Consider the following 24,116-nt stretch of genomic DNA (forward strand, 5'->3'; position numbering starts at 1 on the left):
TTACCACTTCCTGTCATCGAGCCGCACTCCGGTTTGGCCCCAACCGAGTGACAATCCTGAGCATTTCCAATCGGCCCAACGATGTTAGCTAGCCACCGCTGCCAGCCGGCCCAACGAACAGGGCCGCCGCATCGCTGCGACGGCCCCAATCATGTCAGCGCAGACCCGCGAGGCGCCTAGGCCTCGGCGTCGGCCGGCTGCTTGGCCGACAGGTCCTCGCCGGTTTCCTGGTCGACGATCTTCATCGACAGGCGGGTCTTGCCACGGTCGTCGAAGCCCAGGAGCTTGACCTTCACGGCCTGGCCCTCGCTCAGCACGTCGGAGACCTTGTTCACGCGCTCGTTGGCGATCTGGCTCACGTGGACCAGGCCGTCCTTGGCGCCGAAGAAGTTCACGAAGGCGCCGAAGTCGACGATCTTCACGACCTTGCCGTTATAGATCTGGCCGACCTCCGGCTCGGAGGCGATCGACTTGATCCAGTCCTTGGCCGCGTCGATCTTCGACTGCTCGGCGGCCGCGATCTTGATCGTGCCGTCCTCGCCGATGTCGACCTTGGCGCCGGTTTCGGCGGTGATCTCGCGGATCACCTTGCCGCCCGAGCCGATCACTTCGCGGATCTTGTCCACCGGGATCTTGATGGTCTCGATCTTCGGCGCGAACTCGCCCAGTTCGGCGCGGGGCGCCTCCATGGCCTTGTTCATCTCGCCAAGGATGTGCTCGCGGCCGCCCTTAGCCTGGGCCAGCGCCTGCTTCATGATCGCCTCGGTGATGCCGGGGATCTTGATGTCCATCTGCAGCGAGGTGATGCCGTCGTGGGTGCCGGCGACCTTGAAGTCCATGTCGCCGAGGTGGTCCTCGTCGCCCAGGATGTCGGAGAGCACGGCGAAGCCGTCCTTCTCCAGGATCAGGCCCATGGCGATGCCGGAAACCGGCTTCCTCAGCGGCACGCCCGCGTCCATGAGGGCCAGCGACGAGCCGCAGACCGAGGCCATCGACGAGCTGCCATTGGACTCGAAGATCTCCGAGACCAGGCGGATCGTGTAGGGGAACTCGTCATAGGCCGGCAGCATCGGGCGGATCGCCCGCCAGGCCAGCTTGCCGTGGCCGACTTCGCGGCGGCCCGGCGCGCCCATGCGCCCCGTCTCCCCGACCGAGAACGGCGGGAAGTTATAGTGCAGCATGAACTTCTCGTAGTACTTGCCCTCGAGCGCGTCGATCAGCTGCTCGTCGTCGCCGGTCCCCAGGGTGGCGACCACCAGGGCCTGGGTCTCGCCGCGGGTGAACAGCGCCGAGCCGTGGGCCCGGCTGAGCACGCCCACTTCCGAGACGATCTGGCGGACCTGGTCGACCTTGCGGCCGTCGATGCGCACGCCGGTGTCCAGGATGTTGCGGCGGACGACGTCGGCTTCCAGATCCTTGAAGATCGAACCCAGCTTGTCGGGCGACAGGCCGTCGGGACGTTCCTCGGTCTTGCCGAAGGCGTCGACCGCCTTGGCCTTGGCCGCGGCGACCGCGTCCTGGCGCTCCAGCTTGGCGGGGATCTTGAAGGCCGCAGCGAGGTCCTTGCCAACCACCTTCTTCATCGCCGCCTGGATGGCGTCGGTGTCTTCCGCCTCGAAGTTGAACGGCTCCTTGGCCGCATGCTCGGCCAATTCGATGATCGCCTTGATCACCGGCTGCATGCCGGCGTGGGCGAACATCACCGCCTTCAGGACCTCATCCTCCGACATCTCCTGGATCTCGGATTCCACCATCATGACGGCGTCGTCGGTGCCGGCGACAACCAGGTCCATCCGGCTGTCCTTCATCTGGTCCAGCGTCGGGTTGAGCACGTACTCGCCGTCGATGAAGCCAACGCGGGCGCCGCCGATCGGGCCCATGAAGGGCGCGCCGGACAGCGTGAGCGCCGCCGAGGCGGCGACCAGGGCCACGATGTCGGGATCGTTCTCCAGATCGTGGGCCAGCACGGTGCAGACCACCTGCACCTCGTTCTTGAAGCCCTTCACGAACAGCGGGCGGATCGGACGGTCGATCAGGCGGCTGGTGAGGGTTTCCTTCTGGGTCGGGGCCCCTTCACGGCGCGGGAAGCTGCCGGGGATCTTGCCCGCGGCGTAGTACTTCTCCTGGTAGTTCACGGTGAGCGGGAAGAAGTCCTGGCCGGGCTTCGCGCTCTTGGCGAAGACGGCGGTGGCCAGCACCATGGTCTCGCCATAGGTGGCGAGCACGGCGCCGTCGGCCTGTCGGGCCATGCGGCCGGTTTCGAGCGTGAGCGTCTTGCCGCCCCACTCGATCGTCTTGCGTTTGATATCGAACATTTTGGGTTCTTTCTCGTCCCGCGGGCGCATTCCCGGCGGGGGCGGACAGGGATCGGGATTCCGAAGGCCTCTCCTAGCTGAACAGGCGAAGAGGACTTCGTGTAAGCCCTCGGCGTGTGCGGCGACCCCGGACTTGATCCGGAGCCTCCAATGCCGCATCGATCCCCCGGCCTGTCGCGGAGGAGCGGCGGAACGAATTCCTATCCTAGCGGCGCAGGCCCAGGGTTTCGATGAGCTTCTGGTAGCGCGCCACGTCGGACTTCTTCAGGTGGTCCAGAAGGCTACGGCGCGCGGAGACCAGCTTCAGCAGGCCGCGGCGCGAGTGGTTGTCCTTCTTGTGGGTCTTGAAGTGCTCGGTGAGGTTGGCGATCCGTTCGGACATGATGGCCACCTGCACCTCGGCGCTGCCGGTATCGGCTTCGCCGCGGGCGTGTTGCTTGATCACCTCAGCCTTGCGTTCGGTGGTAATCGACATCGGTCAATCTCCGCTCTGGTCCAAGTGAAAGACCCGCGCCGGTTCGAGCCGGCCGGCGCGCATCTCGCAGAGCGCGACGATCACCCCGCCCGCCATGGCTGAAACGGTGCGAGAGCCGGGCTTGAGCCTGGCTTTCACGGCTTCTACCTGTCGGGGAACGAGAACGATCGGCCGTCCCTGCTTCAGCCGGAAAGCGTCTTCGGCGGTCACGGCCAGCTCCGGGATGTCGTCCAGGGCGGTCTCGACCGGAAGCAATAGCTCCGACTGGCGGGCCTTATGCCCTAAATCCTCAAGGAATTCCAGCGTCGCCGCGGACGCCTCGTCGAAGCGCCCCACGCGGGTGCGGCGAAGGGCGGCGACGTGGCCGCAGGCGCCCAGGGTTTCGGCCAGGTCGCGGGCCAGAGCGCGCACATAGGTCCCCTTGCCGCAGGCGATCTCGATGGTGACGTGGTCGGCGTCCGGGACGGCGGCGAGCTGGGCCGAATGGATGGTCACCGGTCGGGCCGCCAGCTCCACCGTTTCGCCGGCGCGGGCCAGGTCGTAGGCCCGCTCGCCGTCCACCTTGATCGCCGAATAGGCCGGCGGCACCTGGCTGATCTCGCCCACGAAGGCCGGCAAGGCGGCCTCGACCTCGGCCACGCTCGGCCGCACGTCGGACTCCGCGACGGTCGCGCCCTCGCGGTCACAGGTCGCCGTCGAACGGCCCCAGGCGATGGTGAAGCGATAGGCTTTGTCGGCGTCCACCAGGTAGGGGACCGTCTTGGTCGCCTCGCCCAGCGCGATCGGCAGGATGCCGGTGGCCAGCGGGTCGAGCGTGCCGGCGTGGCCCGCCTTCTGGGCGTTGAAGGCCCGGCGCACGCGGCTCACCGCATGGGTCGATGTCAGGTCGTAGGGCTTGTCGAGGCAGATCCAGCCGCTGACCGCGTCGCCCTTGCGGCGGCGGGCCATCAATCTTCCTCTTTCCAGCCGTCGGAGGGCGGCGGGGGCTGCAGGTCCCGCGCCACCCGCGGGTCCTCGAACAGGCGGTTCATGCGCGAGGCCTCGTCGAAGCTCTCGTCGTGCAGGAACTTCAGGTCGGGCGTGAACTTCATGGCGATGGCGTGGCCCAGCCGGCCGCGCAGGAACTTCGCATGGCGGTTCAGGCCGGCGACCACCTCGCCAGCATGCTCGCCGCCCAGCGGCTCGACGAAGACGGTGGCGTGGCGCAGGTCGGGGCTCATCCGAACCTCGGTGATGGTCACCGAGACGCCGGCCAGCGCGGGGTCTGCGATGTCCTCTTCGCGCAGGATGTCGACCAGGGCGTGGCGGGTCAGTTCGCCCGCCCGAAGCTGGCGCTGGGACGGCCCGGAGGGCGCATGGGGGGATTGGCGTTTCATCACGTGGCTCGCTCGGCCTGGAGTGCGGATCGGACGCACCGACGCAGGGGAAGGGCGGGCTTCTAAGCGGCTGACTTGAGGAAGTCGAGTCCCGAGGTCGCCGAAGGTTCGGGAATAAAACCGCGGTGATGGCGATCTGGACGGCAAAGCCTGCCGGAAGGATCTGCCATGACCGCGCCAACGACCGCCCTCGTCGTCCGCCCCGCCGAACCCCTGGTCCGCAGCGGGGCCCGGTTCGATCCGATCAGCATGGCCTTCCATTGGGCGACGGCGCTGGTGGTGATCGCGATGTTCGCCAGCGCCTGGGCGATCGGCCTCGCCGCCGACGCCGCCGGCGCGCAGCGGATGCTGAGCGTCCACCGCTCGCTGGGCGTGACCCTGTGGGTCGTGACACTGGCGCGGCTCGCCTGGCGGCTGCGCTTCGCGACCCGCCCGCCCCTGCCCGCCGACCTGCCGCGCGCGCAGCGGCTGGCGGCGGCGCTGAACGAGGGCGCGCTCTACGCCATCCTGCTGGTCCAGCCGCTCACCGGCCTCGCCCAGAGCCTGGCGCGCGGCAGGCCGTTCGGGCTGTTCGGCCTGGAGGTCCCCAAGCTGATGGTCCGCGACAAGGCCGCCGCCGGCCTGTTCCACGCTATCCACGCGCTCACCGCTGACCTGCTGATCGGGCTCATCGTCCTGCATGTCGGAGCAGCGCTGTTCCACGGCCTGGTGCGCCGCGACGGGGTGCTGGCCTCGATGATCCCCAACGCTCGCGGCTGACCGGTCTTCGCCCGCCGCGCGCTCCCTCGTCCGCGGCGGGCCTGGGCGCGAGGGGACGCCCAGCCCTTCGGCGTCCCCTCAAGCCCCCTCGAACGGTGGCTCGGGAATAAACCGCCCGGCCCGCCGGTCTTCTCCCCAAACCCCACGGAGTCTCACATGGACCAACACGATCATTCCGGTTCGAAAAACGATCCTGGCCGGCGTGGCTTTTTGAAGTGCATGGGCGGCTGGGCCGGCGCGGGCGCGCTCTACAGCGTCAGCGGCGGCGTCCTGAGCTCGGTCGCCCTGGATGCAGCCTCGGCCGCGCCTGCCAAGGCGTCGAGCTTCACCTTCCTGCAGGTCAGCGACAGCCACGTCGGCTTCAACAAGCCGGCCAACCCCGACGCGGCCGCCACCTACAAGGAAGCCGTCTCCAAGATCATGATGCTGCCGAAGAAGCCCGACTTCATCCTCCACACCGGCGACATCACCCAGCTCAGCAAGGACCAGGAGTTCGACGACGCCGAGCAGATCATCAAGGCCGCGGGCGTGGCCGTCTTCCACGTGCCGGGCGAGCACGACATGCTGGATGAGGGCCAGGGCAAGGCCTACCTCGACCGCTTCGGCAAGGGGACCAAGGGCGCCGGCTGGTACAGCTTCGACCACAAGGGCGTGCATTTCGTCGCCCTGATCAACGTCGCCAACCTGAAGCCCGGCGGTATGGGCAGCCTGGGCAGCGATCAGCTGGAATGGCTGGAGCGCGACCTGGCGCACCGGCCAGCCTCGCAGCCGATCGTGGTCTTCGCCCATATCCCGCTCTGGACGGTCTATGCCGACTGGGGCTGGGGCACGGACGACGCGGCCCAGGCGCTCGGCTACCTGAAGCGCTTCGGGTCGGTCACCGTGCTGAACGGCCACATCCACCAGATCACCCGCAAGGTGGAGGGCAATATCGCCTTCCACACGGCGCGCTCGACCGCCTTCCCGCAGCCGGTGGGCGGCCAGGGACCATCGCCGGGGCCGATGAAGGTGCCGACCGAGCAGCTGCATTCCATGCTGGGGATCACCACCGCCAGTGTCGTGCGCGGCCAGCACGACATCGCCCTGGTGGACGACACCCTGGCCTGACCCAGCTCTTCAACCGGAGGACTCCCATGTCCCACTCCTTCAAGGCGCGCGTGCTGGCGCTCGCCCTGGCCGGCGGCTTGGCCGCGCCCGTCCCGTTCGTCGCCCTGGCGGCCCGCGCCGCCCCAGCCCAAGCGGCCGCCACCGTCACCGTCAGGATCGACAACTTCGTCTTCGGCCCGGCGGCGATCACCGTCGCGCCCGGGACCACGGTCACCTGGGTGAACCAGGACGACATCCCCCACAACATCGTGGCCGACGACAAGCAGACCTTCCGCTCCAAGGTGCTCGACACCGACGAAAGCTACTCATTCACCTTCACCAAGCCCGGCGAGTACGGCTACTTCTGTGGCCTGCACCCGCACATGACCGGCAAGGTCATCGTGAAGGCGGGCTAGGAGGGGCCCTTGAGCGAGCGGCGGCCGTTCTTCCGACCGCGGCTGGTGGCCAGCCGCCCAACCCCGCCGCCCATGCATGCAAATGCGTTGGCGGCGGGCGCCGACCCGGCGCGCCAGTTCCGCGAGACGGTGCTGCCGCACCTGGACGCCGCCTACAATTTCGCCCGCTACCTGAGCCGCGACGCCACCGCCGCCGAGGACATCGTGCAGGAGGCGTTCCTGCGCGCCTTCCGCGCCTTCCCAAATTGGCGAGGGGACGGCTGGCGGGGCGGCTCGGCCAAGGCCTGGCTGTTCGCCATCGTGCGCAACTGCTTCCTGAACTGGGCGGCCGGCCAGGGCGGATCGGCGCGGGTCATCGGCGAAAGCGCGCTCAGCGAAGCCCAGGCCCAGGCGCTGGCCAACGTCGTCGACCCGGGCCAGGAGACACCGGAGGAAGCCCTGATCCGCCGCAAGGACGCCGAGGCGATCCGCGCGGTGATCGAGGCGCTGCCAGAGCCGTTCCGCGAGACCCTGGTGCTGCGCGAGCTGGAGGAGCTTTCCTACAAGGAGATCGCCGCGCTCACCGCCACGCCGATCGGCACCGTCATGTCGCGCCTGGCCCGGGCGCGGCAGATGCTGGCCGACATGCTGTTGCCCGATGGCGCCCGGACGGCGCAGGAGGTGCGCCGATGAGCGCCTGCCCCGACAAGACCCAGTTGCTGCACGGCCTGCTGGACGGCGAGCTCGACGCGGTGAACGCCGCGGCCTTCGAGGCGCACCTGAAGACCTGCGAGGCCTGCAACGGCGAATACCTGCGCCAGCTCGCCCTCCGCGACCAGGTGGCGAGCCCCGGCGTGGCGCACCGCGCGCCCGAGCGGCTGCGCGCCAAGATCGAGGCGATGGTCGCCGAGGAAGCGACGCCCGCGGCTTCGACGGGCCGGCCCCTGCGCCGCGCGGGCTGGGCGGCCGGCGGGGCGCTGGGCGGCCTGGTCGCCGCCGGCCTGGCGGTGATAGTCGCCATCCCGCAGGTCGAGACCGCCAGCCTGGACCGCCAGCTGGTGGCCGGCCACGTCCGCTCCCTGCTCGCCAACCACCTGGTGGACGTCGCCACCTCCAGCCAGCACGTGGTCCGGCCCTGGTTCAACGGCAAGGTCGACGTGGCCCCGCCCGCGCCCGAGCTCGCCGACAAGGGCTTCCCGCTGGTGGGCGGCCGGCTCGACTACCTCGACGGGCGGGTGACTCCGGCCATCGTCTACAGGCGCCGGCTGCACACCGTGAACCTGTTCGTCTGGCCGGCCGAGACGCGGGGCGACGGCGGCGACCACACCGCCCGGCGCGATGGCTACAGCGTGGTGGAATGGACGGCCGGCGGGCTGCGGTTCGCCGCCGTCTCGGACATCGGCGTCGATGAGCTGAAGTCGTTCCGCGAGGCCTTCGAGGCCGCCGCGCCGGCCAGCTGAAGTCCCATCCCGAAAGGCTTGCGCCCCAGCTCCTGCGCCGCTAATCGCTGTTGCGACTTAATTGCAATTGAAAGTCAGGAACAGCCAGTGGCCAAGTCCAAGACCGCCCAGCCCGGAACCGGGCGGGGCAATCCGGCGCTCACCTGGAACGCGATCCGCCAGGTCCACGTCTATCTGAGCGTCTTCGTGGCCCCGACCCTGATCTTCTTCGCGGTCACCGGCGCCTTCCAGACCTTCCGCGTTCCCGACCGCGCCGACGCGCCGGTGGTGCTGCAGAAGCTGGCCCGCGCCCACAAGGACGACGTCTTCGCCGTCAAACCCCCAAAGCCGCAGACGACCGACGGCGAGCGCCATCGCCACGACGGCGATGCGCCCAAGGCCAAGCCGGAGCCCAAGCCCGCCACCCAGGCGGTGAAGTGGTTCTTCGTCGTGGCCGCGACCGGTATGACGCTCAGCACCCTGCTGGGCGTCTGGATGGCGCTCGTCTACCACAAGCGCCGTGGGCTGATGTGGGCCCTGCTGATCGCCGGGATCGCGATCCCCGTGGCTCTGTTCGCCGCCGCCTAGGCGCCGGTCCGCTGCTTGAAGAACGCGATGGTCCGCTGCTCGGCCGCCTTGGACGGGCCGTCGTTCTTCAGGTGCAGGGTCAGCACCGAGTGCGGCGGGATCATCGCCGGCGCGGCGTCCTCGTCGCTGAGTTCGATGCTCTCAAAGCGGTCGCCGAAGGTCTTCTTGTAGCTCTCCCAGCGCGCATCGGGCACCAGGACGTCGCTCTTGTAGCGCAGGCCCAGCAGGCTCAGGTCCTCGTCCTCGAACCGGGCCTTGGCGCAGGCCACCTCGGCCGGCGAGGCGTCGAAGCCCGCCGCGCGCTTCCGCGAGCCCTGGGCGGCGGGCATGGAGGGCTGCGAGAGCACCGGCGCCACCACCGAAGGCTCGGTCATCATCGCCAGCGCGAAGCCGCCGGTGAAGCACATGCCGACCGCGCCCACGCCCTTGCCGCCGCATTCCGCATGCGCCTTGCGGGCCAGGGCGCGCAGCCAGTCGACGATCGGGCTCGACTTGTCGGTGGCCCAGACATTGAACTCGCGGCGGATGCAGATCGCCCCCAGCATGGTGGTCAGCGCATAGCCGCGGCTGATCGGCCGCCCCGGCGTGCCGAACAGGCTGGGGCAAAAGACGGTCATCCCGGCCTCGGCCACCCGATCGGCGAAGCGCACCACCAGCGGGTGCAGGCCCGGCATTTCATGGATCACGATGACCGCGGGGCCGGAGCCCTTTCGATAGACCGGCCGCGTCCAGGGCCCGTCGGTGAAGTCGAACTTCTCGTAGCTGGAAAGAACGTCTCCGTAGCTCATTTGCCCTCACCCGCTTCCACGAAGGCGCTGGCCTGGCGGCTCCGCCGGCGCGCGGCATCATCCATCCGCTGCAGCGACTCGTTCAAGAATTCGCGCTCGGTCACAACGTCACCGAAGAAACGTCGCGGCAGGCAATAGCCGAGGCCGTAGCCGATGTAGATCCAGTGATGTCGGCTCCTGGCGATTTCGCTGATCGCCCCCCATCGGCAGCGAATCTCCGAGTGACCGGAGACCACGACGAACACGGCGTCCTCGATGCGAAAGGTGACCGGATGCGGGTTTGTGACGCCACGGGCCTCCCAGCCCTTGCGCAACCGCGCTCGCCGCCACCGCAGCCACAGCCAAAGGGACCCCAGGCCGGCGCCGACGATCAGTGGCAGGCTGAGCACATCGGCGACCGCGGCCGGCGCCACCGCGAAGAGGACGAAGCTGGTAAGGAGTTCGACAGCGAAGATCGCGCAGAGCGAGATCAGGTAACCGGCTAGGCCCATGCCGGAGACGCGTTTCGAAAGCAGCCAGCTTGCGCCGCGCGACTCTCCGATCGCGCACTCTCCACTGGCTTCCAACATCACACCCCCTCGCCCGAGAGCGGCAGTTAAGCCGATCAGAGCTTGAGGCGCAGCATCGAACTGTCGCCCTCGAAGCCGGTCAGCTTCCAGACGCCCTGCTCGCGGGTGAAGACCAGCAGACAGGGACCGTCCTTCTTGCGCACCGCGCAGACGCGGCCGTCGGGGAGAGCCTTCAGCGCCTGGGAGATGACGATGGCGCCGGGGATCTGGGTGTCGCGACGATAGCCGTAGTGCTCGGCCACCAGGCGGAAGGTGCGCGGCTGGACCAGCAGCTCGTCGGCAAGGTCCAGGGTCGAGGGGCCGAGCAGGGAAGCCAGGCCCTTCAGATTCTTGTTCTTGGCGATCTGGGCGTCGATCACCGTCTGCATCTGGGCCTTGAGCGCGTCGTGGTCGACGTGGGCGTTGAACCCCACCGTGTCGTCGTCGCGGATCGCGACCAGCAGGGCGTGGACGTCGCTCGCCGCGCCCAGCTTGTGGGTCGTGGCGCAGGCGCCGAGCGCCAGGGCGGCGGCGATCAGGGCGATGAAGGTCCGCATCCGGGATCTCCGAAATATGTCCGGCCGACCCCTATAACGCTCGAACGGGGCCATATCACGGCCCCGCTGCTTGCTAGTCGCGGCCCAGCATCGCCCGCGCCCAAAGCGCGATCGGCAGGCCGATGACGAACATATGGCCGCCGAACTCCTCGACGAAGGCCAGGCCCTTGGGACTGGACCCGCCGGCGGCCTGGGAAAGCGGCACGATGACGAAGTGCATGACGATGTAGATGCCCACGCCGAACAGCGGACCCGAAATCCAGGCGTAGCGGCGCAGGATCGAAAGCCTGAGCGAGGCCAGGGTGAAGATCGCCGCGGCGGTGATCAGGATGAAGTAGTGCGAGGCGATGCCGATCACCTCGACCATCGGCGGCATGGTCTTCACCGCCGCCCCGTACCAGCCCTTGGCGATGGCCTTGGCCACGCCGCTGGCCGTGCCGTGGTAGATCAGCATGGCGGCGAAGAAGTCGAAGGCGGCGGCCATGAAGCCGCCGCCGAGGATGGCCGCGGCGACCTTGCCGGGCGTGGAATTGGAAGCTGAAGCCATGAGGCGTCCCCCGTTTTCCGGGACGCTTCCACGCGGCGGCGGAGCTTGGCCAGCAAAAGCGACCAACAGGCGGTTTCGCGCCACCGGCGGCGAGCGCGCCGAAAATCCGCGCACGAAAAAGCCCCGGAGGATCGCTCCGGGGCTTGATCGTTTCCGCCGAGGTCGTCTCTGGGATGAGGCGCGGGCCTAGAGGCTGCGCTTCACCTCCTCGAGGTTGAAGCACTCGATGGTGTCGCCGGGCTTGATGTCCTGGAAGCCCTGGAAAGCCATGCCGCATTCCTGGCCGGACTGCACCTCGTTGACCTCGTCCTTGAAGCGCTTGAGCGTCTGCAGGACGCCGAGTTCCAGGATGACCACGTTCTCGCGCACGATCCGAACGCGCGCGCCCTTGCGCACCACGCCCTCGGTGACCTTGCAGCCGGCGACGCGGCCGACCTTGGAGATGTCGAAGGCCTGCAGCACCTCGGCGTTGCCGAGGAAGGTTTCGCGCTGGATCGGCGCCAGCATGCCGGAGAGCACGCCTTTGATGTCGTCGATCAGATCGTAGATGATCGCGTAATAGCGGATCTCCACACCCTCGCGCTCGGCCAGGTCGCGGGCCTGCTTCGAGGCGCGGACGTTGAAGCCGAGGATCGGCGAGCCGGCGCCCTTGGCCAGCATGACATCGCTCTCGCTGATCGCGCCGGCGCCGGAAAGAATGATCCGCGCGCGCACCTCGTCGGTGGAGATCTTTTCCAGGCTGCCCACGATGGCTTCCGCCGAGCCCTGCACGTCGGCCTTGATGATCACCGGCAGCTCACTGACCTTCTTGTCGGTGATCTTGGCCATCATGTCGGCCAGCGAGGCGCCCTGGACCGGCGCGCCGGCCTTCTCGCGCTTCAGGCGCACGCGGTATTCGGTCAGTTCGCGGGCGCGGGCCTCGCTCTCCACCACGGCGAAGGGCTCGCCCGGATCGGGCGTGCCGTCGAGGCCGAGGATCTCCACCGGCGTCGAAGGCGTCGCCTCCTTCACCTGCTCCTCGCGCTCGTTCAACAGGGCGCGCACCCGGCCCCAGCTCGCGCCGGCCACCACGATGTCGCCGCGCTTCAGGGTGCCGCGCTTGACCAGCACGGTGGCCACGGCGCCGCGGCCGCGATCCAGCTTGGCCTCGATCACCACGCCGTCGGCGGTGCGGTCTGGATTGGCCTTCAGGTCGAGCACCTCGGACTGCAGCAGGATGTTCTCGATCAGGTCGTCGAGGCCCAGCTTCTGGGTCGCCGAGACCTCCACGGCCTGGGTGTCGCCGCCCAGGCTCTCGACCACGATCTCGTGCTGCAACAGCTCGTTGATCACCCGGGTCGGGTCGGCGTCGGGTTTGTCGATCTTGTTGATCGCCACGATGATCGGCGCGCCGGCGGCCTTGGCGTGATTGATGGCCTCGATGGTCTGGGGCATCACCCCGTCGTCGGCGGCCACCACCAGCACCACGATGTCGGTGACGGTCGCGCCGCGCATCCGCATGGCCGAGAAGGCCGCGTGGCCGGGGGTGTCGAGGAAGGTGACCCGCTGGCCGTTGGCCAGGCGCACCTGATAGGCGCCGATGTGCTGGGTGATGCCGCCGTGCTCGCCGGCCACCACGTCGGTGGAGCGCAGCGCATCGAGCAGGCTGGTCTTGCCGTGGTCGACGTGGCCCATGACAGTGACCACCGGCGGCCGCGGCTCCAGGTGATCGTCCACGTCCTCGGCGCCGATGAAGCCTTCTTCGACGTCGCTTTCGGAGACGCGCCTCACGGTATGGCCGAACTCGGTGGCCACCAGCTCGGCGGTGTCGTTGTCGATGACGTCGTTGATCTTCAGCATCACGCCCTGACGCATCAGGAACTTGATGATCTCCGCGCCGCGGATCGCCATGCGGTTGGCGAGCTCGCTCACCGTGATCACGTCGGGGATCACGACCTCGCGGGCGATGCGGGCCTGTTCGACCCCGCCGCCCTTGCGCTTCTCACGCTCGCGCTCCCGGGCCCGGCGCACCGAGGCCAGGCTGCGCATCCGATCGACCGCGCCCTCGTCATCCCCGGCTACGGCCTGGATGGTGAGCCGGCCCTCGCGGCGGGTCGGCGCACCCTTGGCGCGGCTGATCGCCTTGGAAGGGTCGTTAGCGCTGCGGCGGCGATCGTCGTCGTCGGGACGGCGGTCGAGATTGGCCGAGCCGGGGCGCGGCGCCTGGCGCGCGGCGCGCTGGATTTCCGGCGTCGCCGGCGGGGCGGCGGGCCCCAGGCGCGGGCCGCCCGGTCCACGCGGCGCGCCGGGGCCAGGCCGCGGGCCTGCCGGACGCGGCGCGATCGCCGAATAGCGCACGGTGTCGCCGCCGGGACGCGCACCCCGGTCGTCGCCGCGCGGCGGGCCGCGGTCGTCGCGCGAGGGACGGCGATCGTCGTCGGGGCGCGGCGCGCGCTGGCCGAAGTTGGCGTTCTCGAACCGGCCCGCGGGACGGTCCGGGCGATAGGTGGTGGTGGACGGCCGGTCGTCGCGACGGTCGGCCGAGGGCTGGTAGGTCCGGGTCTGGCCGCCGCCCATTGCCGGCGGCGCGGCCGCGCGCGGCGGGGCTGCGGCCGGAGCCGGAGGCGGGGCGGAGGCGGTAGGCGGCGGGGGCGCCGAGGCCGCCGGCGGTGGCTCAGGCGCCTCGGCGGCGGGCGGCGCGGGCGCGGGCGCGGCCGGAGCCTCGGCCTGGACCGGCGGCGGGGCCGCGGCGGTGCGGGCGGCGGCCTCGGCGCGGGCGCGTTCCTCGCCGGCGCGGCGGTCGGCGGCCTGGCGTTCCTGGGCGATCTCGATAGCGCGCTGGCGCGCGGCGCGCTCCTCGGCCGACAGGCCGTCGGCGGACGCGCCGGCGGCGGGGCGGGGCGTGGACGGCGCGGCGGGGCGCGGCTCGAACTGCCGGCGCTCGGCGGCGGACGGGCCGGCGAGGTTGCCCGAGACCGTGGCGTGCGGGCGCACGCGCTTGGTCTCGACGACCACCGTCTTCGAACGGCCGTGGCTGAAGCTCTGCTTCACCGTGCCGGCGCTGACCGATCCCGCCCCGCGGGGCTTGAGGGTCAGGGGCGGGCGCCCGCCGGAAGACGGGGGATTACGGCCGCTGTTGTTGTCGTCGCTCATGCGCTCGCTTTACTCGACGGACCGGCGGATCCGGCCCCAAGGATCGAAACAGACCCAAAGGATCGAAAGACCCTGGGGATCAAACAGAAATGGGCGCGCGGGCCCGAAGCCCCGCTCGCCTTAAGGCTCCTCGCGCCAACTCTCTGGAAGGAGCGGGCGGAAGCCCGACAACCGATAGGCGTCTTGCGCCCAACGATCGGCGGCTCGCCCCGCAAGGAAGGCGGTGTGTATCACATTCTCCGCGCCCAAGGCCAAACCCAATTCCTCGGCGCTGAAGACGCCGAAAACCGGCGTCGGCGGGGAGCGCTTGCGGGTTTTGCCCAACAGCTTGCGGCGGCCGTCCGGGGCGCCGTCGGACGCCTCGATCAGCCAGGCCGCCTTGCCGGCGTCCAACGCCGCGGCGACCTTCTCGAACCCCGAGGTAAGATCGCCCGCCTTGCGCGCAAGCCCCAGGCCCGACAAAAGCCGGCGTTGCAGCAGGGATTGCACCTGGTCGGCAAGGTCGGCGGCGGCCGAGACCTTGGCCTTGGCGGCGCGCGCGAACAGGCCCTTGCCCGCGGCCGCCGCCACCGAGGCGCGATCGGCGGCGACCCACAGGCCGCGGCCTGGCAGCTTGCGCGCCAGGTCCGGCGTGACCGCGCCATCCGGCCCGGCGACGAAACGGATCAGGCCCGCCTCGTCCATCACCTGGCCGGACACGATATCCCGCCGCTCGCGGTTGGCTTCCGCGAGGGTGGCTGGGCCTGCCTTGGGTTCGGAACGGGCCATCAGGGTCCGTTAGCCGTGCGCGCTCGGCCCTCAGGCGTCGCGCGCTTCCCCTTCGAGTTCGGCTTCGGCGAAGGCCTCGGTCCCCTCGACCGGCTCCTCCTCCACAAACTCTTCCTCGGCCAACTCCTCCTCAGCCAACTCCTCCTCAGGCGGCGCCTCGATCCAGCCCATCGCGACCCGGGCGCGCATGATCAACGCCTCGGCGTCGGCCGGCTCCAGGCCGAAGGCCTCGAGGATGCCGGTCTCGCGCACGCGCTCGCCGTTCTTGGTCTCGAACCAGCCGCGCAGGTCGTCCGGCACCAGGTCGGCCAGGTCCTCGACGGTCTTCACGCCGCCCTCGCCCAGCGCCACGGCGATCGGCAGAGTCACGCCCTCGATCTCCAGGAGGCCGTCCTCGACGCCGAGTTCGGTGCGCTTGGCGTCATATTCGGCGGCGATCTTGTCGAGGTAGTCGGTGGCCCGGGCCTGGATCTCGGAGCCGGTGTCCTCGTCGAAGCCCTCGATGGAGGCGATCTCCGAGACGTCCACATAGGCCACGTCCTCGACAGTGGCGAAGCCTTCGGTGACCAGCAGCTGGGCGATGACCTCGTCCACGTCCAGGGCTTCCTGGAACAGCTGGGTGCGCTCGGCGAACTCGCGCTGGCGGCGCTCGCTCTCCTGGCTCTCGGTCATGATGTCGATCTGCCAACCCGTCAGCTGGCTCGCAAGACGGACGTTCTGACCGCGGCGGCCGATGGCGAGCGACAGCTGCTCGTCCGGCACCACCACCTCGACGCGCTCGTCCTCCTCGTCCATCACCACCTTGGACACCTCGGCCGGGGCCAGGGCGTTGACGATGAAGGTCGCCTCGTCCGGGCTCCACTGGATGATGTCGATCTTCTCGCCCTGCAACTCGGCGACGACGGCCTGGACGCGCGAACCGCGCATGCCGACGCAGGCGCCGACCGGGTCGATGGAGCTGTCGTTGGAGATCACCGCCATCTTGGCGCGGCTGCCCGGGTCGCGGGCCACGGCGCGGATCTCGATGACCCCGTCGTAGACCTCCGGCACTTCCTGGGCGAACAGCTTGGCCATGAAGCCGCCGTGCGCGCGGGACAGCAGGATCTGCGGGCCCTTGGTCTCGCGGCGAACGTCGTAGATGTAGCAGCGGATCCGGTCGCCGATGTTGAAGTTCTCGCGTGGGATCGACTGGTCGCGCCGCACGATGCCTTCGCCGCGGCCCAGGTCGACGACGATGTTGCCGTATTCGACCCGCTTGACCGCGCCGTTCACCACCTCGCCGACCCGGTCCTTGTACTCCTCGTACTGGCGCTCGCGCTCGGCCTCGCGGACTTTGCCGGTCACCACCTGACGGGCCATCTGGGTCTGCACCCGGCCGAACTCGAAGGGCGGCAGGACCTCTTCGTAGGTCTTGCCGATGGCGGCGTCCTTGTCGGTCCGCTTGGCGTCGGAAAGGCGGATGATGCCCACCGGCTCGTCCGCCGGGACCTCATTGCCCTCTTCGTCGGTGACCACACCGAAGGTGGCGTCGTCGGCGACCACGGTCTGGACCCGCTTGACGGTGACCTCGCCGGTCTTCTGGTCGATGTTCACGCGGATGTCGTGCTCGGCGCCATAGCGGGCGCGGGCGCCCTTCTGAATGGCTTCCTCGATCGCCTCGATGACGATCTCCTTGTCGATCGACTTCTCGCGGGCGACCGCCTCGGCGATCTGCAGCAGTTCAAGCCGGTTGGCGGAAATGCCGGTCAGGCTCATGGGGTGTTCCTCTTACTCGGATGTCGTTCAGTCGGTTGATGGGTTCGGTGTCTCGGAATTCAGGCGCGCGGCGCGCGCTTCGGCGCCGCGTTTCATCAGCTTGTCGCTGAGCACCAGCTTGGCCTCGGCGATCCAGGCGAAGGGGACCAGCGCGGTCTCGTCCTCACCCTCCAGGTCGATGGCGACGCTGTCGCCCTCCACCCCGGCCAGCAGGCCCTTGAAGCGCTTGCGGCCCTCAGCCAGCCGGTCGAGCTCCAGGCGGGCCTCATAGCCCTCGTAAGCGGAGAAGTCTGTCAGCCGGGTGAGCGGCCGGTCGACGCCAGGCGAAGAGACCTCGAGGGTATATTCCCCGGCGATCGGATCGGCGGCGTCCAGCACCTCGGACAGCGCCCGGCTGAGCCGCGCGCAGTCCTCGACGTTCATGTCGCCGTCTGAAGGCCGCTCGGCCATCACCTGCAGCCGGCGCTGAAGCTCGCCGCCCATCAGGCGCAGGCGCACCACGGCATAGCCCGCCGCCTCGGCCACCGGGTCGAGCAGCTCCAGCAGTCTTTGGTCTTCAGCGGTCTTCCCGCGCATCAACTTAGGCTGTCCTTCAAGGACCGCCCCGGATGGCCAACAAAAAAGCGGCGGGGCCGTAGCCCGCCGCTTGAAGGCGCCATCCAGCGCGATCAGCGATGTAACGAGGGGAATATAGTACGCTGATTAGGTTCTGTCACGGGGCGTCGGGAGAAACCCTTTGAATGTGACCCTCGCTATCGGCTTGGTGGTTCTCGTCGCGCTCGTCATCAGCGCACGGGTCCTGCGAATTTTCTCTGCCTATCCCACGGACGAGAAGCTGGTTCGCGAGTATTTTGCCACAAGAGGACAGACGCTCGTCAGGCTCCGTCTGATTGGAACGGAGTTCAGTCGTCATGGCCCATTCGCGAAGTACGCCGCACTGACGGAGCATCAGGGAGGGTCCGTTGATCACATCGTTGGCGTCGATGGCCTGGGATGGGGTCAACCCCGGCTTTGGATGTTTCATCCAGATCGCGATCGAGAGCGCGTCCAATAGGGTGCCCTCCCCGCCTTAGACCTCATGGTTGAAACGAGCCTTGGGGCCTCGGCGTGTCAAGAACGCGGCCCTTGGCCGCGCCGCGGAGCGGCTGGCTTCGCCAGTCCTTGAGACGCCGAGGTTCCAAGGCAAACTGGCCGCCATGAGATTTAAGCCGCGAACCGCGTCCCTTCTCCCCTCGCGGGAGAAGGTGGCCTGCGGAGCAGGTCGGATGAGGGGGTGAAAGCCCTATCCGGCCCTGACGTCGCCGACCAGCGCGGCCCCTCATCCGTCGGCCTTCGGCCGACACCTTCTCCCGCAAGGGGAGAAGGAAATCCGCGCGACGCCTTTCCCGTTGACCCGAGATGGTCCACACACCGCGCCCAACTCCCTTTGTGTGTGCGAGCCCATGGACGTTTCCAAGATCCCCGTCGGCGTGAACCCGCCCTACGACGTCAACGCAATCATCGAGATCCCGCAGGGCGGCGAGCCGGTGAAGTATGAGCTGGACAAGGAGTCCGGCGCCCTGTTCGTCGACCGCTTCCTGCACACCGCGATGTTCTATCCCGGCAACTACGGCTTCATCCCGCACACCCTGGCCGACGATGGCGACCCCATGGACATCATCGTGGTGGGCCCGACGCCGGTGGTGCCGGGCGCGGTCATCCGCGCGCGGCCGGTGGGCGCGCTGATCATGCGCGACGAGGCCGGCGGCGACGAGAAGATCCTGGCGGTGCCCGCCGACGCCCTGCACCCGTTCTACACCGGCGTGGACAGCTGGCGCGCCCTGCCTGCCATCCTGACCGAGCAGATCGCCCACTTCTTCAAGCACTACAAGGACCTGGAGAAGGGCAAGAGCGTCGACATCATCCGCTGGGCCGACCCGGAGGAGGCCGGCGAGTTGATCAGGGCCTCCATCGAGCGGGCGAAGGGCTAGGCCCGCACGAAATCCAGGAACACCGGGGCGCAATCGCCCAGGCGCTTTTCCTCGTAGCGGGTGGTGAGGTGGTCGGCGGGCGGCGTGCGCCAGTCGTCCGCGCGCTCGGCGGTCCAGCGGAACGCCCGGCTGGCGCCGAGCCGCTCCAGGGTCCAGTCCACATAGTCGGCCCAGTCGCTGGCGAAGCGCAGTTGTCCGCCCGGCTTCAGCAGGCGGGCGAGCTCCGCCACCGTCTCGGGCTGCACGATGCGGCGCTTGTTGTGCCGCGCCTTGGGCCAGGGGTCGGGGAACAGGATGAACACGCGGTCCAGGCTGGCGTCCGGCAGACGGACCATCAGCTCGCGCGCGTCGCCGTCGTGGATGCGCACATTGGCCAGCGCCGCTTCGTCGACGTGGCGCAGCGCACTGGCGACGCCGTTCTGGAAGGGCTCGGCGCCCAGGATCAGCACGTCCGGCCGCCGCCCAGCCTGACGCGCCATGTGCTCGCCGCCGCCGAAGCCGATCTCCAGCCAGACCTCGGCCCAACCCGGGGCCGCATCCGGCTTCAGCGCGCGCGGGTCGAACGCATCGGCCGGCGGTCGCAGCGCCGGCAGCAGGCTTTCCATCAGCGCCGCCTGACGCGGCTTGATCGCCCGCGTCTTCAGCCGCCCGTAGGAGCGCAGCGGCGGATGTGGATCGGTCATCGACATCCTTTCGTCGTCATGGCCGGGCTCGTCCCGGCCATCCATACGCACCGGCGCCGAAGGATGGCCTGAAAATTCGGGGTCTATGGATCTCCGGGACAAGCCCGGAGATGACGGGCGAAGGGCGAAGGCGTCCTAGGCCAGGGACTTCAGCGCGTCGGCCAGGTCGGTCCGCTCCCAGGAGAAGCCGCCCTCGTTGTCCGGCTGGCGGCCGAAGTGGCCGTAGGCGGCGGTGCGGGCGTAGATCGGCCGGTTCAGCTGCAGGTGCTCGCGGATCGCGCGCGGCGTCGCGCCGCCGATCATCTGCGGCAGGGCCAGCTCCAGCTTCGCCGGGTCGATCTCGCCGGTGTTGTGCAGGTCGACGTAGAAGCTGAGCGGCTGGGCCACGCCGATCGCATAGCTGATCTGGATGGTGCACTTCCGCGCCAGGCCCGAGGCGACCACGTTCTTGGCCAGGTAGCGGCAGGCGTAGGCGGCGGAACGGTCCACCTTGGTCGGGTCCTTGCCGGAGAAGGCGCCGCCGCCGTGCGGGGCCGCGCCGCCATAGGTGTCGACGATGATCTTGCGCCCGGTCAGGCCCGCGTCGCCGTCCGGGCCGCCGATCTCGAAGCGGCCGGTGGGGTTGACGTGCCACTTGGTCTTCTTGGTGATCAAGCCCGCCGGGAAGATGCTTTCCACATAGGGGCGGATCGCCTGCTCAATGCGCTTGGGCGTCGCCGAATGCAGACCGATGCGCTTCTTGTGCTGGGTGGAGACGACGATCTGCAGCACCTCGACCGGGCGGCCGTCCTCATAGCGCAGGGTGACCTGGCTCTTGGCGTCCGGCTCCAGCACCGCGCACTCGCCGGAGTGACGCACCTCGGCCAGCTTCTTCAGGATGTCGTGGCTGTATTGCAGGGTGGCCGGCATCAGCGCCGGGGTCTCGTCGCAGGCGTAGCCGAACATGATGCCCTGGTCGCCCGCGCCCTCGTCCTTCTTCTCCGAGGCGTCGACGCCCTGGGCGATGTGGGCCGATTGCGGGTGCAGGTGGCAGGCGTACTTGGCCTTGGCCCAGTGGAAGCCCTTCTGCTCGTAGCCGATGTCCTTGATCGCCTGGCGGACCTTGGGCTCCAGGCCCTTCAGGATCTCCTTGGTCAGCGCCTTGTTCTCGGCCTTGGAGCCGCCCGGGCGGCCGGCGCGCACCTCGCCCGCCAACACGATGCGGTTGGTGGTGACCAGGGTCTCGCAGGCGACCCGCGCCTCAGGCTCGGCGCTCAGGAAGGCGTCGACAACGGTGTCGGAGATGCGGTCGGCGACCTTGTCCGGATGGCCTTCGGACACGCTTTCGGACGTGAAGATGTAGCTGGAACGGCTCAAGGGCTCGTGCTCCGGATAGCGACGCTCCAGCCGACCGGAGCGTCCGAATTGGAGGCAAGCCTATAAAGATATCTTTATATGTTTCCAAGCGCGCTTTTGCGCGACGTGGTTAAGACCGGGAGCGCCCTAGACTTCGCCGGGATCGGGCTCGCCGGCCATGGCGCGGACCAGGTCGAGGATCTTGCGGCGGACGCGGCTGCGCGTGATCCGCGGGAAGATCGCCGCCAACTCGATGCCCTCCGGCGTCATCAGGAAGTCCTGCATCGCCTCGCGCGGCAGGTTGGCGCCGCGGCCTTCGGCCTCCCCGGCGAGCCCCTCGTAGAAATAGCTGACGTTGGTGGACAGCGCCCGGGACATCTCCCACAGCTTGGACGCGCTCACCCGGTTGGCGGCGCGCTCATATTTCTGAACCTGCTGGAAGGTGAGCCCGATGGATTCAGCCAGCCGTTCCTGGCTTATGCCCAATTCCTTGCGACGCATCCGGATCCGGAGGCCGACATGACGGTCCACAGGGTTCGGGCCCACTTCGCCCTCGTCCGATTTGTCCATGGAACTCCCATCATGACACCGTCGGACAGGTCCAGTGGCCAGACGTCGTCAGAAATCCAATATTGCCAACAGCTTGCGATCAGCGAACACGATAGGCCACTGCCAACAAGCCAGACAATAGGATCAGAACGCCGCACCCAAGGTTCCCGAAGCGGGAAAAGCCTGTGTTTTCAACCGCTGGCGGAAGGGGTGCGTCAATAACTCCCAGGGCTCCGAGGCCCAGCGTCGCGAGCGGCCGGCCATAGGCGTCGATCACCGCCGAGACACCCGTCGGCGTGGCGCGGATGATCGGCAGACCGGCCTCGATGGCGCGGTAGCTGGCGAGGTTCAGGTGCTGCAGCGGCCCGGAGCCTTGCCCGAACCAGGCGTCGTTGGACGGGTTGAGAATCCAGGCCGGCTTGCGGCCCGCCCGCCGGGCGCCGTCGCGGGTCACCCCCGGGAACAGGGCCTCGTAGCAGATCAGCACCTGCACCGGCGGCAGGCCGTAGGGCGCGATCGGCGCGGAGCGCGGCCCGGCGGTGAAATCGTCCTCCATGTGCACCAGGCTGCGGAAGCCCACCTTCGCGGCCAGGTCGGCGGCCGGCATGTATTCGCCGAACGGCACCAGGTGGTGCTTGTCGTAGATTCCGGTCACCCGCAGCGCGTCCTGCTCGCGGCGGAAGGCCATCAGGCTGTTGAAATAGAGCGTCTTGCCGCCGGGGCCGTCCTGCATCCGGTTGACGCCCATCAGCAGCGTCTGGCCCGGGACCAGCAGGTCGCGCAGGGCCGGCGCATAGGCGCTGCCCGGCGCGAGGAAGTCGTCGATCACCACCGGCAGGGCGCCCTCGGGCCAGATGACGATGGCCGGCGGCGTCTTGGCCGGGCGGATGGTGAGCCGCGCATAGGTGTCGAACACCAGGCCCAGGTTCTCCGGCTTCCACTTGTCCTTCTGGTCGATGTCGGCCTGGACGATGCGGATCATGGGCGCGCCGGGCGCGGGCTTCACGGCGTGGTCGAGCCGCCACGTCCCGAACCCCCAGAGGCCCGCCAGCGCCACGGCCGCCGCCGCCAGGGTCGTGGCCTTGCCTCGCGGCTTCGCGTCCAGCGCCAACACGGCCGGAGCGGCGGCGATGGCCACGGTGCCCCACGTCAGCCCATAGGCGCCGACCACCGAGGCGAACTGCGACGGCGCCGAGCCCGCCTGCCAGGTCTCGCCCGGCAGGTCCCACGGGAAGCCCGTGGCCACATGGCCGCGCAGCCATTCCAGGACGGTGAGCGCGCCGGCGAACACCAGCACCCGCGCAGGCCCGCGCGTCCGCGCCAGCCGGTAGAGCCAGGCCGCGAGCGCCCAGAACAGCGCCAGGCCGCCGGCCATCAGCACCAGGGCGAAGGGCGCCATCCAGCCCTGCTCGCGCGCGTCCACCTGGAACGGCTCGGTGATCCACCAGACCCCGACCGCGAAATAGCCCACCCCGCCCAGCCAGCCGCGGAACAGGGCCGAGCGCAGCGGCCGCGGCTCCCCGCCGTCGATCGTCGCCAGCAGCAGGGCGTAACCCAGCAGGCCCGGCAGGAACCCGAACGGCGGATGCGCCAGACCCGCGGCGACCCCGGCGATCAGCGCCAGCGCCCGTCCCAGCCATCCGCGCGTCCAGGCCACCGGAGCCGTCAGCCTTCCTGGTCGGCCGCGGGCCGCGATCCCAGGCGGCGCACCCGAACCCGCTTCACCCGCCGGGGGTCAGCGGAGATCACCTCCAGGGCGAAGCCGCCGGGGTGGTCGACCACCTCGCGCCGCTGCGGCACGCGCCCGGCCAGCGCGTTGACCAGTCCGGCCAGGGTGTCGATCTCCTCGTCGAGGTCCGGCGGAGCCAGATCGACGCCGCCGCCGATCGCCTCCTCCAGGTCCTCCAACGGCGTGCGGCCGTCGGCGACCCAGGTCTCGCCGTCGCGCAGGATCGGCGCGGGGCCGTCCTCGGCCGCGTCGTCGTGCTCGTCGGCGATCTCGCCCACCAGAGTTTCCAGCAGGTCCTCCAGGGTCACCAGGCCGTCGGTGCCGCCGAACTCGTCGATCACCAGGGCCATGTGGATCTGCCGCGCGCGCATCTGGCCCAGCAGCTCCGAGGCGCGCATGGAGGCCGGCACATAGAGGATCTCGCGCACCAGGTTGTGGCGGCCGGAGAGCACCTGGTCGGTGTGCTTGGGCCGGCGCACCTTGCGGGCCAGCAGCTTGAAGACGTCCTTCACGTGGACCACGCCCACCGGCTCGTCGAGCGTCTCCTTGTAGACCGGCATGCGGCTGTGCTCGGCCTCGACGAAGCGCTCCACCACCTCGGCGAAGGTGCTGCTCTTGTCCACGGCCACGATGTCGGCGCGCGGCTGCATCACGTCGCCGACCCCCAGGTCCTGGAAGGCCCGCGCCTGGCTGACCAGCTCGCCGGTGGCGGCGATCACTGCAGGCGGTGGCGGCTCCGGTTCGGGGCCGGGCCGACTGCGGAAGCGGTCGAACAGCGACAGCACCCCACGGCGGTGGTGGGGAGACAAGTCGCTCGATCGGTCGGGGTCGGCCATGGGGTTCCTGGTTGGCGATCCTAGCCGGGTCGGGCCGCATAGGGATCGGGAATCCCCAGCCCGGCCAGGACGGCGCGCTCCAGGCTCTCCATCGCCTCGGCCTGGGCGTCCGTCTCGTGATCGTACCCCAGAAGGTGGAAGACGCCATGCGCCACCAGATGCTGCAGATGGTGGGCGAGCGGCTTGCCCTGCTGGGCGGCTTCCCGGGCGCACACGCCGAAGGCCAGGGCCACGTCGCCCAGGAACCGTTCCGGGTTCTGCGGGGCGGGGAAGCTCAGCACATTGGTGGGCTTGTCCTGCCGCCGGAAGCGGGCGTTCAGCTCGCGCACGCTCTCGTCGTCGGTGAGCAGCAGGGCCACGCCCTCGCCGGTCGCGCCCTCGGAATCCAGCGTCGCCTGGGCGGCGGCCAGCACCAGGGGGCCGGCGTCCGGCAGGGCCTTCGTCCAGGCGGCGGCCTCGACCTCGATATCGATCATGGGACGTCGA

General features: G+C 69.3%; 25 protein-coding genes. 7 read left to right on the forward strand and 18 right to left on the reverse strand.

Annotated features, from left to right (window positions below; translation table 11 throughout):
* Positions 1-176: 176 nt before the first annotated feature.
* The 4 genes from pnp to rbfA all read right to left on the reverse strand — a co-directional run bounded on the left by pnp (position 177) and on the right by rbfA (position 4,166).
* Entirely contained in the window at positions 177-2,315 is a 2,139-nt protein-coding gene (pnp, locus tag VGL85_RS00130) for a polyribonucleotide nucleotidyltransferase (RefSeq protein WP_331584725.1), read from the reverse strand.
* A 205-nt stretch (positions 2,316-2,520) separates the two neighbouring features.
* Complete coding sequence (gene rpsO, locus VGL85_RS00135) at positions 2,521-2,790, reverse strand: 30S ribosomal protein S15 (protein ID WP_331584727.1); 270 nt, start codon at positions 2,788-2,790, stop codon at positions 2,521-2,523.
* A gap of 3 nt (positions 2,791-2,793) precedes the next feature.
* The gene (gene truB / locus VGL85_RS00140) at positions 2,794-3,738 is read right to left on the reverse strand and encodes a tRNA pseudouridine(55) synthase TruB (protein WP_331584729.1); all 945 of its coding nucleotides are present in this window, start codon (positions 3,736-3,738) and stop codon (positions 2,794-2,796) included.
* The gene (gene rbfA, locus VGL85_RS00145) at positions 3,738-4,166 is read right to left on the reverse strand and encodes a 30S ribosome-binding factor RbfA (RefSeq protein WP_331584731.1); all 429 of its coding nucleotides are present in this window, start codon (positions 4,164-4,166) and stop codon (positions 3,738-3,740) included. Before rbfA ends, truB begins: the two co-directional genes overlap by 1 nt.
* Positions 4,167-4,334: 168 nt before the next feature.
* Here rbfA and VGL85_RS00150 point away from each other — a divergent pair, with 168 nt between their 5' ends.
* From VGL85_RS00150 to VGL85_RS00175, 6 genes are all read left to right on the forward strand, one after another.
* Positions 4,335-4,925 (forward strand): cytochrome b, encoded by a 591-nt coding sequence (locus VGL85_RS00150; RefSeq protein ID WP_331584733.1) that lies wholly within the window; start codon positions 4,335-4,337, stop codon positions 4,923-4,925.
* A 219-nt stretch (positions 4,926-5,144) separates the two neighbouring features.
* The gene (locus VGL85_RS00155) at positions 5,145-6,032 is read left to right on the forward strand and encodes a metallophosphoesterase family protein (protein ID WP_331584735.1); all 888 of its coding nucleotides are present in this window, start codon (positions 5,145-5,147) and stop codon (positions 6,030-6,032) included.
* A 26-nt stretch (positions 6,033-6,058) separates the two neighbouring features.
* On the forward strand, positions 6,059-6,427 hold the full coding sequence (locus tag VGL85_RS00160) for a cupredoxin family copper-binding protein (RefSeq protein WP_331584737.1): 369 nt from the start codon (positions 6,059-6,061) through the stop codon (positions 6,425-6,427).
* Positions 6,428-6,436: 9 nt separating this feature from the next.
* On the forward strand, positions 6,437-7,099 hold the full coding sequence (locus VGL85_RS00165) for a sigma-70 family RNA polymerase sigma factor (RefSeq protein WP_331584739.1): 663 nt from the start codon (positions 6,437-6,439) through the stop codon (positions 7,097-7,099).
* The gene (locus VGL85_RS00170; protein WP_331584742.1) at positions 7,096-7,866 is read left to right on the forward strand and encodes an anti-sigma factor; all 771 of its coding nucleotides are present in this window, start codon (positions 7,096-7,098) and stop codon (positions 7,864-7,866) included. Before VGL85_RS00165 ends, VGL85_RS00170 begins: the two co-directional genes overlap by 4 nt.
* Before the next feature lie 87 nt (positions 7,867-7,953).
* Positions 7,954-8,433 (forward strand): hypothetical protein, encoded by a 480-nt coding sequence (locus VGL85_RS00175; RefSeq protein WP_331584744.1) that lies wholly within the window; start codon positions 7,954-7,956, stop codon positions 8,431-8,433.
* On the opposite strand, the gene VGL85_RS00180 is transcribed toward VGL85_RS00175, so the two are convergent.
* From VGL85_RS00180 to rimP, 8 genes are all read right to left on the reverse strand, one after another.
* The gene (locus VGL85_RS00180; RefSeq protein ID WP_331584746.1) at positions 8,430-9,221 is read right to left on the reverse strand and encodes a dienelactone hydrolase family protein; all 792 of its coding nucleotides are present in this window, start codon (positions 9,219-9,221) and stop codon (positions 8,430-8,432) included. The two genes, VGL85_RS00175 and VGL85_RS00180, sit on opposite strands and share 4 nt — an antisense overlap.
* Positions 9,218-9,790: a YcxB family protein gene (locus tag VGL85_RS00185; RefSeq protein ID WP_331584748.1), complete on the reverse strand. Its 573-nt coding sequence runs from the start codon at positions 9,788-9,790 to the stop codon at positions 9,218-9,220. Before VGL85_RS00185 ends, VGL85_RS00180 begins: the two co-directional genes overlap by 4 nt.
* A 35-nt stretch (positions 9,791-9,825) precedes the next feature.
* Positions 9,826-10,326, reverse strand: coding sequence for a hypothetical protein (locus VGL85_RS00190; protein WP_331584750.1), 501 nt, complete (start codon positions 10,324-10,326; stop codon positions 9,826-9,828).
* A gap of 73 nt (positions 10,327-10,399) precedes the next feature.
* Positions 10,400-10,873, reverse strand: a complete 474-nt coding sequence (locus tag VGL85_RS00195) for a hypothetical protein (protein WP_331584752.1) — start codon at positions 10,871-10,873, stop codon at positions 10,400-10,402.
* Positions 10,874-11,059: 186 nt separating this feature from the next.
* Entirely contained in the window at positions 11,060-14,005 is a 2,946-nt protein-coding gene (gene infB, locus VGL85_RS00200; RefSeq protein ID WP_331584754.1) for a translation initiation factor IF-2, read from the reverse strand.
* A gap of 120 nt (positions 14,006-14,125) precedes the next feature.
* Positions 14,126-14,773 (reverse strand): RNA-binding protein, encoded by a 648-nt coding sequence (locus VGL85_RS00205; protein WP_331584756.1) that lies wholly within the window; start codon positions 14,771-14,773, stop codon positions 14,126-14,128.
* Positions 14,774-14,803: 30 nt separating this feature from the next.
* Complete coding sequence (gene nusA, locus VGL85_RS00210) at positions 14,804-16,528, reverse strand: transcription termination factor NusA (RefSeq protein ID WP_331584758.1); 1,725 nt, start codon at positions 16,526-16,528, stop codon at positions 14,804-14,806.
* A 27-nt stretch (positions 16,529-16,555) separates the two neighbouring features.
* Positions 16,556-17,104 carry a ribosome maturation factor RimP gene (gene rimP, locus VGL85_RS00215; protein ID WP_331584760.1) on the reverse strand — a complete coding sequence of 183 codons (549 nt, stop codon included), beginning with the start codon at positions 17,102-17,104 and terminating at the stop codon, positions 16,556-16,558.
* An 866-nt stretch (positions 17,105-17,970) separates the two neighbouring features.
* Here rimP and ppa point away from each other — a divergent pair.
* A complete protein-coding gene (gene ppa / locus VGL85_RS00220) occupies positions 17,971-18,498 on the forward strand; it encodes an inorganic diphosphatase (protein WP_331584763.1) in 528 nt (175 codons plus the stop codon).
* Here ppa and trmB read toward each other — a convergent pair.
* The 6 genes from trmB to ybeY all read right to left on the reverse strand — a co-directional run bounded on the left by trmB (position 18,495) and on the right by ybeY (position 24,106).
* Positions 18,495-19,181 (reverse strand): tRNA (guanosine(46)-N7)-methyltransferase TrmB, encoded by a 687-nt coding sequence (trmB, locus tag VGL85_RS00225; RefSeq protein ID WP_331584765.1) that lies wholly within the window; start codon positions 19,179-19,181, stop codon positions 18,495-18,497. The two genes, ppa and trmB, sit on opposite strands and share 4 nt — an antisense overlap.
* A gap of 135 nt (positions 19,182-19,316) precedes the next feature.
* Positions 19,317-20,537, reverse strand: a complete 1,221-nt coding sequence (gene metK, locus VGL85_RS00230; protein ID WP_331584767.1) for a methionine adenosyltransferase — start codon at positions 20,535-20,537, stop codon at positions 19,317-19,319.
* Between the two features lie 126 nt (positions 20,538-20,663).
* On the reverse strand, positions 20,664-21,086 hold the full coding sequence (locus VGL85_RS00235) for a helix-turn-helix transcriptional regulator (RefSeq protein ID WP_331584769.1): 423 nt from the start codon (positions 21,084-21,086) through the stop codon (positions 20,664-20,666).
* Between the two features lie 79 nt (positions 21,087-21,165).
* Positions 21,166-22,722: an apolipoprotein N-acyltransferase gene (lnt, locus tag VGL85_RS00240; protein ID WP_331584771.1), complete on the reverse strand. Its 1,557-nt coding sequence runs from the start codon at positions 22,720-22,722 to the stop codon at positions 21,166-21,168.
* An 8-nt stretch (positions 22,723-22,730) separates the two neighbouring features.
* The gene (locus VGL85_RS00245; protein WP_331584773.1) at positions 22,731-23,630 is read right to left on the reverse strand and encodes a hemolysin family protein; all 900 of its coding nucleotides are present in this window, start codon (positions 23,628-23,630) and stop codon (positions 22,731-22,733) included.
* A gap of 20 nt (positions 23,631-23,650) precedes the next feature.
* Complete coding sequence (gene ybeY, locus VGL85_RS00250) at positions 23,651-24,106, reverse strand: rRNA maturation RNase YbeY (RefSeq protein ID WP_331584775.1); 456 nt, start codon at positions 24,104-24,106, stop codon at positions 23,651-23,653.
* Positions 24,107-24,116: the final 10 nt, after the last annotated feature.

Origin of the sequence: Phenylobacterium sp. (assembly GCF_036501465.1) — a bacterium.
In the GTDB taxonomy this organism is placed as follows: Bacteria; Pseudomonadota; Alphaproteobacteria; order Caulobacterales; family Caulobacteraceae; genus Phenylobacterium.

Bases quoted from the DNA above. Each gene is read 5' to 3' on its own strand.
- VGL85_RS00245 (WP_331584773.1), bottom strand. From the start codon at position 23,630: ATGGCCGACCCCGACCGATCGAGCGACTTGTCTCCCCACCACCGCCGT.
- VGL85_RS00235 (WP_331584769.1), bottom strand. From the start codon at position 21,086: ATGGACAAATCGGACGAGGGCGAAGTGGGCCCGAACCCTGTGGACCGT.
- VGL85_RS00185 (WP_331584748.1), bottom strand. From the start codon at position 9,790: ATGTTGGAAGCCAGTGGAGAGTGCGCGATCGGAGAGTCGCGCGGCGCA.
- ppa (WP_331584763.1), top strand. From the start codon at position 17,971: ATGGACGTTTCCAAGATCCCCGTCGGCGTGAACCCGCCCTACGACGTC.
- VGL85_RS00180 (WP_331584746.1), bottom strand. From the start codon at position 9,221: ATGAGCTACGGAGACGTTCTTTCCAGCTACGAGAAGTTCGACTTCACC.
- VGL85_RS00190 (WP_331584750.1), bottom strand. From the start codon at position 10,326: ATGCGGACCTTCATCGCCCTGATCGCCGCCGCCCTGGCGCTCGGCGCC.
- VGL85_RS00155 (WP_331584735.1), top strand. From the start codon at position 5,145: ATGGGCGGCTGGGCCGGCGCGGGCGCGCTCTACAGCGTCAGCGGCGGC.
- pnp (WP_331584725.1), bottom strand. From the start codon at position 2,315: ATGTTCGATATCAAACGCAAGACGATCGAGTGGGGCGGCAAGACGCTC.
- ybeY (WP_331584775.1), bottom strand. From the start codon at position 24,106: ATGATCGATATCGAGGTCGAGGCCGCCGCCTGGACGAAGGCCCTGCCG.
- nusA (WP_331584758.1), bottom strand. From the start codon at position 16,528: ATGAGCCTGACCGGCATTTCCGCCAACCGGCTTGAACTGCTGCAGATC.
- VGL85_RS00150 (WP_331584733.1), top strand. From the start codon at position 4,335: ATGACCGCGCCAACGACCGCCCTCGTCGTCCGCCCCGCCGAACCCCTG.
- truB (WP_331584729.1), bottom strand. From the start codon at position 3,738: ATGGCCCGCCGCCGCAAGGGCGACGCGGTCAGCGGCTGGATCTGCCTC.
- VGL85_RS00195 (WP_331584752.1), bottom strand. From the start codon at position 10,873: ATGGCTTCAGCTTCCAATTCCACGCCCGGCAAGGTCGCCGCGGCCATC.
- rpsO (WP_331584727.1), bottom strand. From the start codon at position 2,790: ATGTCGATTACCACCGAACGCAAGGCTGAGGTGATCAAGCAACACGCC.
- trmB (WP_331584765.1), bottom strand. From the start codon at position 19,181: ATGACCGATCCACATCCGCCGCTGCGCTCCTACGGGCGGCTGAAGACG.
- VGL85_RS00160 (WP_331584737.1), top strand. From the start codon at position 6,059: ATGTCCCACTCCTTCAAGGCGCGCGTGCTGGCGCTCGCCCTGGCCGGC.
- VGL85_RS00170 (WP_331584742.1), top strand. From the start codon at position 7,096: ATGAGCGCCTGCCCCGACAAGACCCAGTTGCTGCACGGCCTGCTGGAC.
- VGL85_RS00205 (WP_331584756.1), bottom strand. From the start codon at position 14,773: ATGGCCCGTTCCGAACCCAAGGCAGGCCCAGCCACCCTCGCGGAAGCC.
- rbfA (WP_331584731.1), bottom strand. From the start codon at position 4,166: ATGAAACGCCAATCCCCCCATGCGCCCTCCGGGCCGTCCCAGCGCCAG.
- infB (WP_331584754.1), bottom strand. From the start codon at position 14,005: ATGAGCGACGACAACAACAGCGGCCGTAATCCCCCGTCTTCCGGCGGG.
- rimP (WP_331584760.1), bottom strand. From the start codon at position 17,104: ATGCGCGGGAAGACCGCTGAAGACCAAAGACTGCTGGAGCTGCTCGAC.